Raw genomic sequence first — 16947 nt, 5'->3', positions numbered from 1 at the left:
TGATTTTAACTAACAATTAGGAGGATGCATTATGACTGTATTTAACAACGTACCAACTATCAACTTCGAGGGTGCCGCTTCGGCCAATGACTTTTCTTTTAAGCACTATGACAAGGACGCAACTGTCATGGGGAAATCGATGGATGAATGGCTCCGTTTTTCAGTAGCCTACTGGCATACACATACTTTCGGCGGGGAGGATCCGTTTGGCGGTCCGACGATGGAGCGTTCCTATCAGAAATACAGCGGTATGGATCTCGCAAAAGCACGGGTGGAAGCAAACTTTGAACTTCTGAATAAGCTGGGAATTACCCGGTTTGCATTCCATGATATTGATATTGCACCGGAAGGTAATTCCTTAAAAGAAACGTATCAAAATATCGATACAATTACTGCGATGCTTAAGGATAATATGAAAGAACATGGCATCGGTCTTCTTTGGAATACGGCGAATATGTTTGTGGACCGCCGGTTTATGCATGGGGCAGCGACGACAAACAATGCGGATGTTTATGCCTATGCCGCAGCTAAAGTAAAGAAGCAGCTTGAGGTAGCTAAAGAGCTTGGTGCAGAAAACTACGTATTCTGGGGCGGTCGCGAAGGGTACGAGACCCTGCTCAATACCGATATGAAGCGCGAAATGGATAACCTGGCACGTTTTTATCACATGGCCGTGGATTATGCGAAAGAAATAGGCTTTGAAGGACAGATGCTGATCGAGCCTAAGCCACGTGAGCCGATGAAGCACCAGTACGACTTTGATGTAGCTACCGCCTATGCGTTCCTGCAAAAATATGATCTCGACAGCCATTTTAAAATGAACATCGAATCCAACCACGCCACGCTCGCCGGCCATACGTTTGAACACGAGCTCCGCTATGCGAGAGAAATGGGCATTCTCGGCTCGGTGGATGCAAACCAGGGTGACCTGCTGCTCGGCTGGGACACCGACGAGTTCCCAACTGATATTTACGATGCCACCCTCGCGATGTACGAAATTTTGAAAAATGACGGCCTCGGTACAGGCGGCTTAAACTTTGATGCCAAGGTACGGCGTCCATCCCATAAACCGGAAGATCTGTTCCATGCGCACATTGCGGGAATGGACACCTTTGCGTATGGGTTGAAGGCAGCCTCCCAGCTAATCGAAGACCGTGTATTTGAAAACATCGTGGATGAACGCTACAGCAGCTTTGACAAAGGCGTGGGAAGCGATATTCTTGCCGGGAAAACAAACTTTAAAGAACTCGAAGCCTATGCACTTGAACTCCAGGAGCCGATCGAACATCAGTCGGGTAAACAGGAGCTTATTAAGGCAAAACTGAATCAGTATATTTTAAACGCTAACAATAAAGTAAAAGTTTAAGCAAAGAGGTGCTGGCATGACATACGTAATAGGGGTCGATTTAGGAACGAGTGCAGTGAAATCCCTGCTTGTGAACCGGAATGGGGATGTGACAGCCTCTGTATCAAAATCACTGTCTGTCCAGCAGCCGGCAGCAGGGCATTCTGAGCAGAACCCAGATGAATGGGTGGAGCAGACGAAAGCATCGATTCAGGCACTGCTCGAGGAGACAGGAATAAAGGCAGAGGAAGTGGAAAGCCTCAGCTTCTCCGGGCAGATGCACGGCCTGGTGCTCCTGGACGACAGGGGCCGCCCGCTGCGCCCAGCTATACTCTGGAATGACACAAGAACGTCGGAGCAGTGCGAAACGATTCGCCGCACGATCGGGGAGAACGAGCTGATTGAGGCAACACAGAATACAGTTCTCGAGGGCTTTACTCTTCCGAAAATGCTCTGGGTGCAGGAAAATGAGCCGGATGTCTGGAGCAGAGCAGCATCTTTTCTACTGCCAAAAGACTACGTGCGGTACCAGCTGACAGGCAGTATACAGATGGAACTCTCCGATGCTGCCGGGACGCTTCTATTGGATGTGAAAAGCAAAACTTGGAGCCGTACGATGCGGGAAGGCTTTAATCTCTCCGCCTCGTTCTGCCCTCCGCTGATTGAGTCCCATGAAAGCGCGGGAAGCCTGACGAAGGAGGCGGCAGCACAGACGGGACTGCATGAAGGAGTGAACGTTATAGCCGGCGGGGCTGATAACGCCTGCGGTGCCTTAGGAAGCGGAATCACAGAACCGGGGGAAGGCCTTTTAAGCATAGGGACTTCCGGAGTGCTTCTGGTGCCGGATCACGGCGAAGCGGTTCCGGATGGACGTCTGCATTATTTTAATCACGCGTCAAAGGACCAGTATTATTATATGGGAGTCACTCTGTCCGCCGGGAACAGCCTGCAGTGGGTAAAGGACAACCTGTTTTTTGACGAAACGATTGAACAGCTCGTTGAACGGGCATCACAGGTGCCTGCAGGGGCAGATCAATTGTTGTTCACCCCGTTTTTGACCGGTGAAAGAACGCCGTATATGGACGCAGGGATCAGGGGCAGCTTTATTGGCCTCGATATCCGTCATACGAGAGGCCATATTGTCCGGGCTGTGATGGAAGGGATCACTTATTCTCTAAAGGAGTCTCACGAAATCATCCTTCAGCAGGGCTTTCAGATAGATTCCCTTGTGTCCATTGGAGGGGGAGCGAAAAGCTCCTTCTGGCTTCAGATGCAGGCGGATGCTTTCGGATGCCCTGTGCGCAAGCTCGCTCACGAACAGGGGCCGGGACTGGGGGCCGCAATGCTTGCAGCCTACGGTACAGGATGGTTTGCTACGCTTGAGGAGTGCAAAAAAACGTTTGTCAAAGAAAGCGAAACGTTTTACCCGGATCCTGATCAGTCACTGATATATGAACAATCATTTCAGGCATATAAGAAAATTTATGCCCATACATCGCCGTTAAAAATGTCCTGACTTACAGGCAAAAGCCCGAAAAGGCTTTTGCCTGTTTTAATAAAAAAGTAATTGAAGATTGCGATCCGAAACGTTTTGGATTACTATGAAATGGAAGCGGTTTAATGATTCCGAATCGAATTAAAAATATTTAAATGGTTTTGGTAACGCATTCAGTAAGCGTTTAACGACTAAAGGAGGTACGGCATGAACATTACCGTATGGAACGAAAACAGGCACGAAAACAAGAATCCGGACGTTAAAGAGGTGTACCCGAAGGGGATTCACGGTGCATTGGCTGACTTTCTGGGGGAAGAGGCAGACGTTGTACGCACAGCAACACTCGATGAACCGGAGCATGGACTGACAGAGGAAGTGTTAAACGACACCGATGTGCTTTTATGGTGGGGCCATATTGCCCATGACGAAGTAGAGGATGTCATTGTCAGACGCATTCAGGCTCGCGTACTGGACGGGATGGGGCTGATTGTGCTTCACTCGGGCCATCTGTCAAAAATATTCCGAATGTTGATGGGAACAGGCTGTGACCTGAAGTGGCGGGAAGCAGACGAGCGTGAACGTCTCTGGGTCGTAGAGCCTGGCCATCCGATTACTGAAGGGATCGGAGAGTATATTGAAATGCCGAAAGAGGAAATGTACGGCGAACATTTTGATATTCCCGCACCCGATGAACTCGTGTTTATCAGCTGGTTTGAGGGCGGAGAAGTATTTCGCAGCGGCGCAACGTTCACCCGGGGACGGGGAAAGATATTTTATTTCCGTCCAGGACATGAAACGTATCCAACCTACTACAACAAAGACATTCAAACGGTGATTAAAAATGCTGTCCGGTGGTCGGCCCCGAAAAATACACCAGTACCTGTTTATGGTAATGCCAGGCCTCTGGAAGCCATCTCGGGTAAAGATACGGAGGGAAAGGACTAATGGGAAAGCTTCAGATAGGCATTATTGGTGCAGGCGGCATTGCCCGCGGGAGACACCTTCCCGCTTTTCAGCAAATTGAAGATGCTCACGTAGCCGCTGTTTTTGATACAGATCTCAGTAAAGCAGGAGCGGCTGCGGAAGAATTTGATATTCCCGCTGTATACGGCACTGTAGAAGAATTGCTCGCCCACGTTGAAGCAGTCATCATTTGTACACCAAACAAATTTCATGCAGAACTTGCCGTGCAGGCCCTGGAAGCCGGAGTGCACGTGCTCTGTGAAAAGCCGATGGCGATGACCACCGCTGAATGCAGAGACATGATTGACGCATCCAGGCGTTCAGGGGCTGTGTTAACGATTGGTTATCATTACCGTTACATGCAGGAGTCCCGTACGGCGAGACAGATGGTGCAGGAGGGCGAAATTGGCGATCCACTGGTTGTACGCCTTCAGGCGATGCGAAGACGGAAGGTGCCCGGGTGGGGCGTGTTTACGAATAAAGAACTTCAGGGCGGAGGCAGTCTGATTGATTACGGCTGTCATCTGCTGGATTTGGCTCTCTGGCTTCTGGATGACCCACAGCCGGTAGAAGTGAACGGAAGAACATACGACCGTCTGAGTAAAACTCCTGGCCAGATTAATGAATGGGGAGCGATCGATGCTGAAAGCTTTTCCGTGGAGGACCATGTGACTGGCTATATTACGTTTGAAAATGGTATGACGCTGCTCCTGGAGTCATCCTGGGCAGCGAATATAAAAGAAGATAAAGAAGAATTAAGTATTTCCGGGGTGGATGGAGGACTCCAGGTCTTTCCGCTCGAGCTTTACCAGTCAAAATTCGGTTCGATGATGAGTACGGAGCCGCACTTAACAAACTCTGAGCGTGAAGATGTGCTGCAAGCAAAGAATTTCATAGAGGCATGTCTGGGGCAGGCTGAGGTTGTCGTTGAGCCTGAGCAGGCTTTGAGGGTCACTCGGATTATTGAAGCTGTTTATGAAAGCAGCAGAACTGGAAAAAGCGTCCGTTTGGATAATGTCTATGCCGACGAAGTATAAGCATCCATCCGGGTGCTTTTTTTCGTTATTTTAAAGCAATTCTTAAGAAATAATTTTTACAATTTTTTTGGGAATGACCGTTTGAATGCATACTCAGAGGGAATGAGAGGATTGTATTATTACAGAAGGGGGACTTACTAATTATGGAAGCAGATCGAAATCGTTGGTTGATGGCTTTATCAGCTGTAGCGATTCATTTATCGATTGGTTCAGTATATGCGTACAGTGTGTACCAGAACCCGCTGAATGAGTCACTTGGCTGGAACATTTCCGACGTAACACTCGCATTCACCATTGCAATTTTCTTCTTGGGGATGTCGGCCGCTTCACTAGGTTTTTTTGTGGAAAAATACGGGCCGAGAATCTCAGCTGCCATTGCAGCCGTGCTGTTTGGTGCCGGGACAATGGGGGCCGGACTTGCGGTCCAGCTTGAAAGTCTGCCATTATTTATTGGTTCTTATGGTGTTCTCGGCGGCATTGGTCTTGGTATCGGGTACATATCCCCGGTTTCTACGCTAGTTATGTGGTTTCCGGACCGCAGAGGGATGGCTACTGGCATGGCAGTTATGGGATTTGGCGCCGGGGCGCTGATTACAAGTCCCGTAGCTGAATGGCTCATGAACGCAGTATCAATACCGGGGGCATTTTATATTCTGGGCGCTTCGTACTTCATTCTTATGCTTGCGGGGGCAAGCTATATGAAGAAGCCGCCGAAGGACTGGATGCCTAAAGGCTATAAGAAGGAAGACCTTAAAACAAATCAAAAAGGCGGAGACCTGGCACAGCTTTCAGCCAAAGAAGCACTCCGGACGATGCGTTTTTACCTGCTGTGGCTCGTGATGTTTATTAACATTTCTTCGGGTATCATGCTGCTTGCAGTCGCATCAAACATGACTCAGTCCATCACTGGAACAAGCGCAGCTGTAGCAGCTACCATCGTCGGCGTAATGGGCTTTTTCAACGGAGGTGGAAGAATTGTCTGGGCGTCACTCTCGGACTATCTTGGAAGAACGAACACGTTTACGCTGTTCTTTCTCATTCAGATTGTTGCCTTTTTCCTACTGCCGTTAACGACTAACGTTGTGCTGCTCGCAATTCTCTTATTCATTATTATTACGTGTTACGGTGGCGGCTTCGCCTGTCTACCGGCTTATATCGGTGATCTGTTTGGTACGAGACAGCTCGGAGCCATTCACGGATTCCTTTTAACCGCCTGGGCTCTTGCCGGAGTTGCTGGTCCGACAGCTGTTTCGAGCATCGTTTCGGCAACAGGAAGCTACGTCTTATCGTTCTACCTGTTTAATATTCTTCTGGTAGTCGCCCTGGCGGCTATGATCGTAATGCGATTTAATATTAAAAAAGTCAGAAAGAACAAAGAAAAAGAAAGCACAGAAGCAGCGAAAGCATAAAGAAAGACCCCTTTTCCTTTATTCAGGGAAAAGGGGTCTTTATTGTTATGGGAGTTCATTGCCGGCTGTCTGATAGAGATCATACCATTCTTCACGTGTCAGAGTGATTTCAGAAGCTTTGGCGATACCTGCCAGTCGTTCTGGATTCATCGTTCCGACAATGGTTTGGATGCGGGCCGGATGACGCAGAATCCAGGCAGCCGCTACCGCAGATTCAGTAATGTCGTAGCGCTCGGCCAATTCGCTGAGTTTTTTGTTTACTTCCGGAAATTTGTCATTGCCGACAAAAACGCCTTCCATCATGCCGTACTGAAAAGGAGACCAGGCCTGAACAGTCATACTGTTCAACTGACTGTACTCAAGCAGCCCGCCTTCACGCATCACTGCGGCATCGTTTTTCATATTTACATTCAATCCCTGGTCTATCATGAGGGAGTGCATCAAACCGAACTGCAGCTGGTTGGCAATCAGGTCCTGCTTAACGTGCTGCTTTAAAAGCTCAACCTGCATTGGATGCTGGTTGCTGACACCAAAATGCCGGACTTTACCGGAGGCCTGGAGATTGTCGAACGCTTCCGCGACTTCTTCGGGCTCCATAAGCGCATCGGGACGGTGAAGAAGCAGTACATCCAGATAATCTGTCTGAAGGCGCTTCAGGCTTTCATCGACGGTTTTTAAGATATGGGACTTGGAAAAATCGAAAGAATTCCCACGGATGCCGGCTTTGGACTGAAGAATCACTTTTTCACGGAGGTCATCGTTCATGCCGGCCGCTCTGGCAAAAATGTCTTCAGAATCGCCGCCGCCGTAAATGTCGGCATGATCAAAAAAGTTCACCCCTGCCTCAAGAGCAGTGCGGAAAACTTTTTCAGCATCATCGATAGAAAGCTCATTCATGCGCATACACCCGAGTGCTATATTGGATACGTGAAGAGAACTGCTGCCTAACTGCATTTGTTTCATCTGAGCACCTCTTTTTTTCAGGATAAGAATAGTGTAACATGACGGATGTGCAATAGGGATGATAACGCTGTCAAAAACATGAAAAATGACTTTTACACATAAATATGGTAATTTGTAGAAAAACATTAAAGGATGTCAGACATGAAACGAAGAACAATAAACAGTTATTTTATTCTATTCTGGCTCATTATCGGGATATGGAATATCGGTCTAGGTATAATTGTCGGCCTCGTACTGCAAAGCTATGTATGGGCACTCATTCATGTCTTGGCCGGAGCGCTCTGTTTAGTTATAACGGAAGCAATACGAAGAGGGAAATTACAGGTCAAACAGAAAAAAGAAAATCATTTGCATGAGAGCGACCAGTAATTTTGCACCCGTGGATTCAAAAATAGTTGTAATTTGATGATTACCCTGCAGACTTTTCGGAAATAGAATATTAATGATAAACAAAGGGGTGAACATTATATTACAAACCAGAGGGGCAAAAACAATAAAAAATATTATTCAGGACAATGAAAAGCCACTGACTAATAAAGATGTCGCCGCTATATTAAAAGATAGAAACAGCATTGACAGTTCTTTTGCGTTAAAAACTATTGATTCGATGGTGGGCAATGGACAGTTGATGCTGATCCGATATGTTGATGCTGGTGTGTATGTAGTAGAAGTGAAATAAATTATGTTAACTGTTTTTATGAGCAGTTAACATAACTCTTTTTTAATAAATTTTTTTTACATAATTTTTCTGCTGCAGTAGTGGAGAAGCCGTATAACCTGTAGAATGGGGAATTACTTTAAAGAAGAGGGTGATGGCAATGAGTTTCGAAGATGAGTTCGTAGCTAAGGCAGTTGAATACCTGGAAGTAAATGAAGACGCAAACATTATGAACGAAGTAAACTGGGAAATTGCCAAGTACTTTAATAATTTGAACAAAGAGATCGGTGAAGTGAAAAACGATTCGTTCAGCAGCTATGGTTCGAAGCACCGCAGCTATATGACCATCGATAATCGTGAATTGCTTTTTGAAACCCGCACAGACGACGACAATTGTCACATTGAAGTAACGCAGAGTACAGATGATACGACGAAAGAGCTCGATGTCATATACGTCCAGAATGGCAGAATGTACAGCCGGGAAGAAGAAAAAGAATTCGATATGGATATCGTCCGGAACCATCTTCAAAATACATTCGGCGATATCCTGGGATTATAGAACGAAGAAGCGCCCGCTGCGGCGCTTTTTTTGTTTCGAAAAAATATTAAATAATTAATCGGGAAATAAGTCTCGATTCGCCTTGAATGGGTATATTGTCATTAAGGGGGGGTATACGCCATGGGGGTTGTTTATATTGACCGGCATATTCGCCAGGTGCAGGTAATCATTTGTAGTGAAGGGCACATGCTGCATTGCCTTGTTTGGCCGGGGGAAGGGGGATGGGTCGCCGATATACACTCCATGCAGGACAGCGGTTTTCATCCGACGTTTGAGCGGGTTTATTTTCCTGAGAATGAAGAAATTATCCAGCTTGGGCGGCATATATACGTTCTGCGGTAAAAAGGCAGAAGCTCGCAGCTTTCTGCCTTTGACTGTGCTAAAGAGTATTTGGATCCGTATAGCCGATAGGCCCCCTTGATTCGGAATGCTCCACTACAGTAAGAATAAAACGCATAGGAACAAAGATGGTCTTGCTGCCTCCGGAAGTGCTCCTGGCTTTTTCCTGATAGAAGTAGATCCCCGCTTCTTCAATACCGCAATTCTCCGAAGACACTACTGCTTTAACGTAGCTGGAATGCTCTTCGAAGGTGCCTTCGCTCTGGAATCCATTTAATTCAAAAAGCGGAATGGCGGAAGGATCAAAATACACCTCTACGAAATTCGAACTATCTATTGATGATGAACTCATCCGTATTCCTCCTTTCAGTATTTGTTTATCCATAATATACCCTGAAACGGTTTAATAAAAGCAGAGGATACAAAAGGATGGCACGAGAATATACATAAATTTTATGAGGTGCACTAATTATTGTAAAATAATGGGTAAGGTAATAGATGTATTAAAGAAAGTGGCGACTATAAACAGCCCAGGCTATGCAAATTAAAAAACAGAAGCCAAAGGCTCCTGCTGTAGTTTATTATTTATGGTGTCCCGTACTGGGCTCGAACCAGTGACCTCCACCCTGTCAAGGTGGCGCTCTCCCTACTGAGCTAACGGAACAAATGATATGGAATGAAGCGACAGAAATAATATACAATAGGAAAAGAACGGTGTCAATCCTTCTGTGGCCAATTTCAGCAGGTAAAGCAGGGATTTATGCTTGCCATTCCATTTCCTCGGGACAGTGAAGCTTAAAAGCCTTGCCGAAGTCCGGTTTCTGCCGGAGATACTGAAGTCGTATAAGCACCTGCGGCAGAAACAGAAATCTTTATCGTTTGCGGTACATATCCATAAAAAATGAATTACTTTTCCTTTTGCTGTTTTTCTTTCCGCTGCTGAAGGAATAGAAATAAGCAGAAAGCAAGCATGCCCAGACTGAGGTTGGAAAGAATGAACCCGAGCGGTCCCTGGTTAAAAATGCCGAGCGACAGCGCTCCGAAAAAAGCAATGTAAGTGATACCCAGAAGCGGAAGACTTCGCCCGGAGACTTTTTGCATCAAACGGGCAAGCTGGTATATGAGCGTATTTACAGCAAAACCAATTAGCAGTAAAATAAGTAAATCCATGCGACTATCTAAACCTTCCTTTGTGATGATGTCTTTTTCCGACTTACATGCTACCATACCTTAGGTTTGAAAGATATCCACAAATGCGAAAAGCAGGAACCCTGCAGTAAACTGCCTGGTGGCAGCATTAAAATATAGAGAGAACGGGACAAAGGTGGAGGGATGTTCATGCAGGCATATGCAGACTTTTGGATGGAATGGCAGACACGTATTGTGGAGCTGCCCTGGATTGATATAGGCGTAGCCGTTTTGATTGCACTTCTCGTGTTTGCTTTTCGGAAGCTTTTTACTAAATACATTTTCAGGTTCATTTTAAAGATGACTCACCAATCGAGATCACAGCTCTTCACGAATGTTTTAGTATCATTTGAACGGCCGATCCGGATGTTTTTTGCCGTGTTCGGCATATACTTAGCGCTGCTGTATCTGCCTATACCGTGGGATTCCATGACTATTATCAACCGCCTGTACGGTTCGATTTTAATCGTGCTCGTAGCATGGGGCACATACAAGCTTCTGAACACGTCTTCGATGCTCTTTAACCCGATGATTAAACGGCTCGAGGGCAAGGAAGATAATATGCTGGTGCCTTTTCTTTCCCGGGTGCTGCGGATTATTATCGTTGCGCTTGCATTCACCATTATTCTTTCATCCTGGGGCTTTAACATTAACGGCTTTGTGGCAGGTCTCGGCCTTGGCGGTCTGGCTTTTGCTCTCGCCGCCCAGGACATGGTGGCTAACTTTATCGGCGGTATAATTATTGTAGTGGAGCGCCCGTTTAAGCGGGGCGACTGGATTTATACGCCGACGGTGGAAGGAATCGTGGAAGATATTTCATTTCGGAGCACGAAGGTGCGTACCTTCGCTGATTCGATTGTCATCGTTCCAAACAATACACTTGCCCACGAAGCGATTACGAACTGGAGTGAAATGCGTAAGCGGGAAATAGATATGACGCTTGGCATTGAATACCAGACACCGAGGGAGCAGGTGCTGCAGCTGCGGGAGCGTCTTGAAGAGATGCTGAATGACCGTGATGACATTGATAAAGAACTGATTCTTGTGCAGTTTAAAGAATTTAACAGCTCCTCGCTCGACCTGTGGGTTTACTGCTTTACCAAAACGACCGCATTTTTGGAATGGGCGGAAATAAAAGAAGAGCTGAATCTTGAAATCATTCGTATCCTTCAGGAGGAAGGCGTTCAGTTTGCCTATCCAACACAGTCTATTTATATTGAAAAAGCGCCTGAAGAAAATTATCACATCTCCGACAATAATTAAGCGGGCTTCACGGTTGGCAAATGAAACGTACATGTTATAATAAGAATGTTTGTCAGAAGGAATATGTACGAAAAAAAGGAGCCGATGCATTCGATGGAACGAGTGGAAACATTCGTGTTAACCCGTGGACTGAATGCCAGTCAAGTATTGTCATTTGTGCATGAACTGGAAACATTTAAAGCAGATGTGTTTTTTGAAAAGCGGAGAACTTCCGCAAATGGTAAAAGCGTACTCGGCATGATGTCTTTGTTTACAAGCATCAGACTTGGGGACAAGGTGGAACTCAAGGTACATGGAGAAGAAAAAGAAGCAGTTGCCAGGGTGGCAGCTGAATATCTTGGAGCAGCAGCAGAGCATCAGAACAGCAATGGCTACTGGGAAGACGAAGCAGCGGAGCATGTGGAACGGGCAATGGCCGGATGCATGGCCCACTGGAATCCCAATGTACGAAATATTGCACGCTCGTATTTGAAAACGACACGCAGCTAATAGGAAGACCCGGCGCCAGAAAAAGCGTCCGGGTCTTCAGCTGTATTAAGAGCCATTTTTCTAAGACCCGGGTAATGCTAAGCATATAACGTGCTAAAACGGGTAAAATAAAAAGGAACGAATCGTACATACTGGTTGTATAATACAAGCAGCAACGACGAATGAGACGGAAGGACGAATGCTTTATGATCGACCGGCATACTGGAACGTTTTGGCGGGCCTCCATTGCCCTTGGGCTTGCCTCTCTGCTCATTTTTGCCAATATGTATTATCCCCAGCCACTGCTTCCATTGTTTACAGGAGAATTCAATGTAAGCGAAGCGACAGCGAGCTTTGTCATTTCATTGTCGCTGCTGATGCTTGGAGTAAGCTTCTTTTTTATCAGCGCGATATCCGATGCGAAAGGGAGGAGGAAAATCATCGTGTATGCAATGATCTGGGGAACGATAGCTACGCTCCTCATTCCGTTTGCCGGCTCCTTCTGGCTGCTTTTGCTGCTGCGAATGGTACAGGCAGTGGGGCTTGCCGGTATTCCCATTGCGGCTATGTCCTATATCGGGGAAGAATTTACGCCGAGGGCGATGACAGTAGCAATGGGATTTTACGTAAGCGCGAACAGTCTTGGGGGGATGGGTGGAAGAGTAATGAGCGGCGTGCTTGCTGATTGGTTTGACTGGCGGACGGCATATTTTTTCATGGCCGGAGTAAGCGTATTGCTTGCCTTGCTGGTGATTTTTCTGCTTCCGGCTTCGAAAAACTTCAAGCCAAAGCCTCTGGAGTGGAGCGATACGTGGAAAAATGCGCTGTTTCACCTTAAAGATCCAGTCCAGCGGCTCGCTTATATCATCGGCGGATTGAATTTCTTCGTGTTTATCGGCACGTTTAACTTTATTACCTACCGCCTGGACGGGGACCCTTTTTTCGTCAGCACGGCGGTTCTGGGTCTGCTCTTTTTAACATACGGGGCGGGCACATTCAGCTCGAGCCTTGCTGGGGAATTAACGCAGCGCTTTAAACAGACAGACTGTATGCAGACCGGCATCCTCATTATGGCCGGCGGTCTGATGCTGTCGCTTGTTCCGCAGCTGTGGGTGGTTATTGCATCGCTTGCAGTACTGAGTTTTGGCTTTTTCTTTGCGCATTCCACCTCAAGCTCATGGGTGACAAAAAACGCAAAAAAAGCCCGGGCGAGCGCCTCGGGACTTTATTTGACCTCTTATTATCTGGGCGGAAGTCTCAGCAGTATATATTTTGGACTTCTTTGGCCCATAGCTGGCTGGATCGGCGTCATTGCCGGCGGTCTGCTTCTGTTAATAGTTACACTTACAAGCGTGCGCCGTCTAATGCCGGTGGAGGCGGGCTAGGTTTTGGCAGGGAGAAGCACAATGCCGTCGCTGTCCGCATAAACGTAATCCCCGGGTGTCCAGGTGACGTCGGCAAAATCGACTGGAACGGAGCGTTCACCGCGTCCTTCCTTGACGGACTTCCGTGGGTTGGTGAAACGGGAAAACACCCGGACATTCATTTCGCGCAGTTCATCACTGTCGCGGATTGCGCCGTTTACGATAATACCTGCGAGTCCGCGTTTAACAGCAATTTCTGCCAGGTTGTCCCCGAGGAGAGCGCGCCGGGATGAACCGCCGCCGTCAACTATAAGGACGCTGCCGGCGGGGATGTCACCAAGCGCCTGCTCGACAAGAACGTTATCCTCAAATACCCGTACTGTTTCCACCGGACCTTCGAAGGAAAGTACCGGCCCGTGCGATAAAAACGGTTCATTGGCGACAAAAACCTCGTTTCCGTATTCGTCACAAATGTCAGCTGTTCTACCCATATGTATGCCTCCTTTTATTATTTTCATTGTAAGGCTTTCCCAGAAGAAAGAAAATAGCATAAGAACAGAAAAAAGATGCCACTATCATTTTGCTTTCAAAGGGCGATATGATAATCTAGGAAAGAGAAATTTGAAGGAGGATGTAAAACATGAATCAAATGGACGCAAACGAAATTATCCAGTTCATTTCAGATAGTAAAAAATCCACTCCGGTTAAAGTACATATTACCGGCGAATTGGACGCTATCGGATTTGGAAATGAAACGAAGCGGTTTATTACAGGAAACACCGGCGTATTGTTCGGTGAATGGGAAGATATTAAAGAGGGAATCGAAGCGAATGCGGACAAAATTGAAGATTTTGTCGTAGAAAACGATCGTAGAAACAGTGCGATCCCGATGCTTGACCTGAAAGACATCGAAGCACGCATTGAGCCGGGTGCGATCATCCGCGACCAGGTGGAAATTGGTAAAGGTGCCGTCATCATGATGGGTGCAAGCATTAACATCGGCTCCGTTGTCGGAGAAGGCACGATGATTGATATGAACGTTGTAATGGGTGGACGTGCCACCGTGGGTAACAACTGCCACATCGGTGCAGGAACAGTCCTTGCCGGCGTCATTGAGCCGCCATCCGCACAGCCGGTCGTTGTCGAAGACGGCGTTGTGGTTGGCGCCAATTGCGTGATCCTTGAAGGGGTCACTGTCGGTGAAGGCGCAGTCGTAGCTGCGGGCGCCGTAGTAACAGAAGATGTGCCGCCAAATACGGTCGTTGCCGGTACTCCTGCACGCGTCATCAAAGAAATTGACGAGCAGACAAAAGGAAAAACAGAAATTAAACAGGAACTGCGCCGCTTAAAATAACAACGCAACAACGTAACGGTGAAAGGCTGCCTTTTGGGACGGGTTCCAAAAGGGGCCTTTCTTTTTCATTTACGCGAAAGGGGCAAACAGCATGAACTGGCTTGAAAAAGACCAGCACTATATAATGTCTACGTACCAGCGTCTTCCGATTGTAGTGGAAAAAGGGGAAGGCAATTACTTATACGACAACGAACAAAACAAATATCTCGATTTATTTACCGGCCTGGCCGTTAATATTGTCGGTCATTCGCACCCCTATTTGCTCGATAAGCTGAAGGAACAGGCAGACCAGTTTCTGCATATTTCCAACATGTTTATTAACAAACCGGCGGTCCGCCTGGCGGAACGGCTGATTGAGCTCAGTATCCCGGGGAAGGTATTCTTTGCAAATTCCGGAGCGGAAGCCACTGAAGCAGCAGTCAAGCTTGTGCATAAATGGGGCAGCAGCCAGGAAACGCCGAAAAAAGGAATCGCTGTGCTCGAAAAAAGCTTTCACGGACGGACGCTGGGTGTTATTCAGCTGACGCGCCAGCCCGGAATTTATCAGGATTTTCCTGCAGCAGACTATCCTGTATATGAAGTGGAAGCAGAAAACCTGGAGGCACTTGAAAAAGTGCTTAAGACGAAGCAGCCGGCCGCATTTTTATTCGAGCCGATATTAGGATCAGGCGGTATTCAGCCGGTTTCCCCTTCTTTTATGGAAGAAGCGAAAGCTCTCTGCGAAAAATACAACGTGCTGTTTATCGTAGATGAAATTCAGACCGGAATTGGACGCACAGGCACGTTTTTCGCCTACGAACGGACAAATATCAAGCCGGACGTTATTTTATTTGCCAAAGGCATCGGCGGCGGTCTGCCGCTTGGAGGAATGATTGCAGGAGAGCATGTGCAGGAAGTATTTCACCCGGGCGATCATGGCACGACCTTCGGACCTTCACCGCTCAGCGCCGCGATGGGAAATGCGGTGCTCGACGTCCTGTATGATCAAAAGGAATTGGAGAAGGGGCGTGAACGGGCTGAATACCTGTGGTCCCGTCTCGAAGACTGGAAAAAGGAAAGCGAAGGATTTGTGCAGGAAATCCGGGGGCTCGGCATGATGATTGGTGTAGTGCTGGATGCCGATGCTTCATTCGTCAAAACACTGCAGGAGAAGCTGCTAGCGAAAGGGTTTATGTTTAATATTACACAGCAGCGTATTATCCGCCTTCTGCCGCCGCTGACCCTTGAGCGAGCTGAAGTGGATACCTTTATTGAAACCCTTGCAGAAGAAATGAACGCCCTTAAAGAAAGGAGCGTGCAGTAATGACTTCAACTGACTTAACGAAATTCCGCCGCGATCTGCACCGCATTCCGGAGCCGGGGTTTCAAGAAGTTAAAACGCAGCAGTATCTGCTTGATGTGATTCGAGCTCTGCCGCAGGAACACCTGTCATATAAAACATGGGAAACAGGTATTCTTGTTCGCATTGAAGGCTCTGACCCGGAAAAAACAGTTGGCTACCGGACGGATATGGACGGCCTGCCAGTCCAGGAGCAGTCAGGTCTGGAGTTTCCATCCGAGCACGAGGGGATGATGCACGCCTGTGGACACGACATGCACATGGCAATTGCGCTTGGCATACTGCAGAACCTTGCTGAGCAACGCCCGGTTCAAAACGTGGTGATGCTGTTTCAGCCGGCAGAAGAAGGACCGGGGGGAGCAGAGCCGATGCTCCGCTCCGGCGAATTCAAGGCCTGGAAGCCGGATGAAATTTATGCCCTGCATATAGCTCCAGAGCACCCGGTGGGCACGATTGCGACAAAGCCGGGGGTGCTGTTTGCCAACACCTCCGAATTGTTTATCAACCTTCACGGTAAAGGCGGACACGCGGCACGTCCCCATCAGACAGAAGACATGGTAGTGGCAGCGAGCCACTTTGTGACTCAGCTTCAGTCAATTGTGGCAAGAAACATTGATCCACTCGATCCGGCCGTTGTAACCATCGGTACGATTGAGGCAGGAACCAAGCAGAACATTATTGCAGAATCCGCCCGGGTGGAAGGGACGATCCGCACCTTTTCGATGGACAACATGAAGCTGATTAAAGAAAGAATAACCGGAATGCTAAAAGGAATTGAAGCTTCCTTTCATTGTGAAACGGAAGTGGACTGGGGAGCGAACTACTGCCAGGTGTATAACGATGAAACAAAAACAGCGGATCTGGCTTCGTTTGCCAAGAGCCATGGCCGGGTCAACTATGTGGAGAGCCGGGAAGCAATGACGGGAGAAGACTTTGGCTACTTTCTCCGGGACATTCCAGGGACGATGGTCTGGCTCGGGGTGGATACGCCGTACGGGCTGCACGATAACCGGATCAGCCCATCCGAAAAAGCGATAGACACAGCGGTGGAATTTTTCACTGATTTTCTGCACAGTCGGTAAAAAAACGATAAAAGACGGCAGGGGCTTTTAAAGCCCCTGCCGTCTCAGACTGTCGACAATGACTCTAATTTTAGAGTTTGTCGGCAGTTTTTTTGTGCTATGATAAAAAGAAATAGCCTGG

The 16947-nt window shown here is 47.6% G+C and carries 19 protein-coding genes and 1 tRNA gene; 15 read left to right on the top strand and 5 right to left on the bottom strand.

Going from position 1 to position 16947, the window contains the following annotated elements:
* Positions 1-31 precede the first annotated feature (31 nt).
* The 5 genes from xylA (at position 32) to ACTRXI_RS11465 (ending at position 6249) form a co-directional block, all read left to right on the top strand.
* A complete protein-coding gene (xylA, locus tag ACTRXI_RS11485) occupies positions 32-1366 on the top strand; it encodes a xylose isomerase (protein WP_474262622.1) in 1335 nt (444 codons plus the stop codon).
* Between the two features lie 16 nt (positions 1367-1382).
* The gene (gene xylB, locus ACTRXI_RS11480; RefSeq protein ID WP_474262620.1) at positions 1383-2861 is read left to right on the top strand and encodes a xylulokinase; all 1479 of its coding nucleotides are present in this window, start codon (positions 1383-1385) and stop codon (positions 2859-2861) included.
* 186 nt (positions 2862-3047) lie between these two features.
* Entirely contained in the window at positions 3048-3785 is a 738-nt protein-coding gene (locus ACTRXI_RS11475) for a ThuA domain-containing protein (RefSeq protein ID WP_474262618.1), read from the top strand.
* The gene (locus tag ACTRXI_RS11470) at positions 3785-4840 is read left to right on the top strand and encodes a Gfo/Idh/MocA family protein (RefSeq protein WP_474262616.1); all 1056 of its coding nucleotides are present in this window, start codon (positions 3785-3787) and stop codon (positions 4838-4840) included. Before ACTRXI_RS11475 ends, ACTRXI_RS11470 begins: the two co-directional genes overlap by 1 nt.
* A gap of 143 nt (positions 4841-4983) precedes the next feature.
* A complete protein-coding gene (locus tag ACTRXI_RS11465; RefSeq protein WP_474262614.1) occupies positions 4984-6249 on the top strand; it encodes an L-lactate MFS transporter in 1266 nt (421 codons plus the stop codon).
* Between the two features lie 45 nt (positions 6250-6294).
* Here ACTRXI_RS11465 and ACTRXI_RS11460 read toward each other — a convergent pair whose 3' ends face one another.
* The gene (locus ACTRXI_RS11460) at positions 6295-7212 is read right to left on the bottom strand and encodes an aldo/keto reductase (RefSeq protein ID WP_474262612.1); all 918 of its coding nucleotides are present in this window, start codon (positions 7210-7212) and stop codon (positions 6295-6297) included.
* 141 nt (positions 7213-7353) lie between these two features.
* On the opposite strand from ACTRXI_RS11460, the gene ACTRXI_RS11455 reads away from it, so the two are divergent.
* From ACTRXI_RS11455 to ACTRXI_RS11440, 4 genes are all read left to right on the top strand, one after another.
* The gene (locus tag ACTRXI_RS11455; RefSeq protein ID WP_474262610.1) at positions 7354-7581 is read left to right on the top strand and encodes a hypothetical protein; all 228 of its coding nucleotides are present in this window, start codon (positions 7354-7356) and stop codon (positions 7579-7581) included.
* A gap of 73 nt (positions 7582-7654) precedes the next feature.
* On the top strand, positions 7655-7891 hold the full coding sequence (locus tag ACTRXI_RS11450; RefSeq protein WP_091610094.1) for a hypothetical protein: 237 nt from the start codon (positions 7655-7657) through the stop codon (positions 7889-7891).
* 139 nt (positions 7892-8030) lie between these two features.
* Positions 8031-8429 (top strand): DUF3942 family protein, encoded by a 399-nt coding sequence (locus ACTRXI_RS11445; protein ID WP_474262608.1) that lies wholly within the window; start codon positions 8031-8033, stop codon positions 8427-8429.
* Between the two features lie 120 nt (positions 8430-8549).
* A complete protein-coding gene (locus ACTRXI_RS11440; protein WP_322524533.1) occupies positions 8550-8771 on the top strand; it encodes a hypothetical protein in 222 nt (73 codons plus the stop codon).
* A gap of 37 nt (positions 8772-8808) precedes the next feature.
* Here the strand turns inward: ACTRXI_RS11440 and ACTRXI_RS11435 are convergent, their stop codons facing one another.
* From ACTRXI_RS11435 to ACTRXI_RS11425, 3 genes are all read right to left on the bottom strand, one after another.
* On the bottom strand, positions 8809-9120 hold the full coding sequence (locus tag ACTRXI_RS11435; protein WP_474262606.1) for a hypothetical protein: 312 nt from the start codon (positions 9118-9120) through the stop codon (positions 8809-8811).
* Between the two features lie 236 nt (positions 9121-9356).
* Positions 9357-9432 (bottom strand) — tRNA-Val (locus ACTRXI_RS11430).
* A 242-nt stretch (positions 9433-9674) separates the two neighbouring features.
* The gene (locus tag ACTRXI_RS11425) at positions 9675-9938 is read right to left on the bottom strand and encodes a hypothetical protein (RefSeq protein WP_474262604.1); all 264 of its coding nucleotides are present in this window, start codon (positions 9936-9938) and stop codon (positions 9675-9677) included.
* 168 nt (positions 9939-10106) lie between these two features.
* On the opposite strand from ACTRXI_RS11425, the gene ACTRXI_RS11420 reads away from it, so the two are divergent.
* From ACTRXI_RS11420 to ACTRXI_RS11410, 3 genes are all read left to right on the top strand, one after another.
* Entirely contained in the window at positions 10107-11219 is a 1113-nt protein-coding gene (locus ACTRXI_RS11420) for a mechanosensitive ion channel family protein (RefSeq protein ID WP_474262602.1), read from the top strand.
* Positions 11220-11282: 63 nt separating this feature from the next.
* Positions 11283-11708: an HPr family phosphocarrier protein gene (locus tag ACTRXI_RS11415; protein ID WP_474262600.1), complete on the top strand. Its 426-nt coding sequence runs from the start codon at positions 11283-11285 to the stop codon at positions 11706-11708.
* 161 nt (positions 11709-11869) lie between these two features.
* Entirely contained in the window at positions 11870-13072 is a 1203-nt protein-coding gene (locus ACTRXI_RS11410; RefSeq protein ID WP_474262598.1) for an MFS transporter, read from the top strand.
* On the opposite strand, the gene rraA is transcribed toward ACTRXI_RS11410, so the two are convergent.
* Positions 13069-13542: a ribonuclease E activity regulator RraA gene (rraA, locus tag ACTRXI_RS11405; protein ID WP_474262596.1), complete on the bottom strand. Its 474-nt coding sequence runs from the start codon at positions 13540-13542 to the stop codon at positions 13069-13071. The two genes, ACTRXI_RS11410 and rraA, sit on opposite strands and share 4 nt — an antisense overlap.
* Before the next feature lie 149 nt (positions 13543-13691).
* On the opposite strand from rraA, the gene dapD reads away from it, so the two are divergent.
* The 3 genes from dapD to ACTRXI_RS11390 all read left to right on the top strand — a co-directional run bounded on the left by dapD (position 13692) and on the right by ACTRXI_RS11390 (position 16826).
* A complete protein-coding gene (dapD, locus tag ACTRXI_RS11400; RefSeq protein WP_474262594.1) occupies positions 13692-14405 on the top strand; it encodes a 2,3,4,5-tetrahydropyridine-2,6-dicarboxylate N-acetyltransferase in 714 nt (237 codons plus the stop codon).
* A gap of 91 nt (positions 14406-14496) precedes the next feature.
* Positions 14497-15708 carry an aspartate aminotransferase family protein gene (locus ACTRXI_RS11395; protein WP_474262592.1) on the top strand — a complete coding sequence of 404 codons (1212 nt, stop codon included), beginning with the start codon at positions 14497-14499 and terminating at the stop codon, positions 15706-15708.
* Positions 15708-16826 carry an N-acetyldiaminopimelate deacetylase gene (locus tag ACTRXI_RS11390; RefSeq protein WP_474262590.1) on the top strand — a complete coding sequence of 373 codons (1119 nt, stop codon included), beginning with the start codon at positions 15708-15710 and terminating at the stop codon, positions 16824-16826. Before ACTRXI_RS11395 ends, ACTRXI_RS11390 begins: the two co-directional genes overlap by 1 nt.
* Positions 16827-16947: the final 121 nt, after the last annotated feature.

This window comes from Marinococcus sp. LNHM4E3-1, assembly GCF_056034405.1.
This window is presented reverse-complemented; position numbering and strand designations above follow the sequence as displayed.

Excerpts from the sequence above, each read along its gene's own strand:
- ACTRXI_RS11470 (WP_474262616.1), top strand. The coding sequence starts at position 3,785 with ATGGGAAAGCTTCAGATAGGCATTATTGGTGCAGGCGGCATTGCCCGC.
- ACTRXI_RS11440 (WP_322524533.1), top strand. The coding sequence starts at position 8,550 with ATGGGGGTTGTTTATATTGACCGGCATATTCGCCAGGTGCAGGTAATC.
- ACTRXI_RS11465 (WP_474262614.1), top strand. The coding sequence starts at position 4,984 with ATGGAAGCAGATCGAAATCGTTGGTTGATGGCTTTATCAGCTGTAGCG.
- ACTRXI_RS11395 (WP_474262592.1), top strand. The coding sequence starts at position 14,497 with ATGAACTGGCTTGAAAAAGACCAGCACTATATAATGTCTACGTACCAG.
- ACTRXI_RS11460 (WP_474262612.1), bottom strand. The coding sequence starts at position 7,212 with ATGAAACAAATGCAGTTAGGCAGCAGTTCTCTTCACGTATCCAATATA.
- ACTRXI_RS11425 (WP_474262604.1), bottom strand. The coding sequence starts at position 9,938 with ATGGATTTACTTATTTTACTGCTAATTGGTTTTGCTGTAAATACGCTC.
- xylB (WP_474262620.1), top strand. The coding sequence starts at position 1,383 with ATGACATACGTAATAGGGGTCGATTTAGGAACGAGTGCAGTGAAATCC.
- ACTRXI_RS11415 (WP_474262600.1), top strand. The coding sequence starts at position 11,283 with ATGTACGAAAAAAAGGAGCCGATGCATTCGATGGAACGAGTGGAAACA.
- ACTRXI_RS11410 (WP_474262598.1), top strand. The coding sequence starts at position 11,870 with ATGAGACGGAAGGACGAATGCTTTATGATCGACCGGCATACTGGAACG.
- ACTRXI_RS11450 (WP_091610094.1), top strand. The coding sequence starts at position 7,655 with ATGATAAACAAAGGGGTGAACATTATATTACAAACCAGAGGGGCAAAA.
- rraA (WP_474262596.1), bottom strand. The coding sequence starts at position 13,542 with ATGGGTAGAACAGCTGACATTTGTGACGAATACGGAAACGAGGTTTTT.
- ACTRXI_RS11455 (WP_474262610.1), top strand. The coding sequence starts at position 7,354 with ATGAAACGAAGAACAATAAACAGTTATTTTATTCTATTCTGGCTCATT.
- ACTRXI_RS11420 (WP_474262602.1), top strand. The coding sequence starts at position 10,107 with ATGCAGGCATATGCAGACTTTTGGATGGAATGGCAGACACGTATTGTG.
- ACTRXI_RS11435 (WP_474262606.1), bottom strand. The coding sequence starts at position 9,120 with ATGAGTTCATCATCAATAGATAGTTCGAATTTCGTAGAGGTGTATTTT.
- ACTRXI_RS11390 (WP_474262590.1), top strand. The coding sequence starts at position 15,708 with ATGACTTCAACTGACTTAACGAAATTCCGCCGCGATCTGCACCGCATT.
- dapD (WP_474262594.1), top strand. The coding sequence starts at position 13,692 with ATGAATCAAATGGACGCAAACGAAATTATCCAGTTCATTTCAGATAGT.
- xylA (WP_474262622.1), top strand. The coding sequence starts at position 32 with ATGACTGTATTTAACAACGTACCAACTATCAACTTCGAGGGTGCCGCT.
- ACTRXI_RS11475 (WP_474262618.1), top strand. The coding sequence starts at position 3,048 with ATGAACATTACCGTATGGAACGAAAACAGGCACGAAAACAAGAATCCG.
- ACTRXI_RS11445 (WP_474262608.1), top strand. The coding sequence starts at position 8,031 with ATGAGTTTCGAAGATGAGTTCGTAGCTAAGGCAGTTGAATACCTGGAA.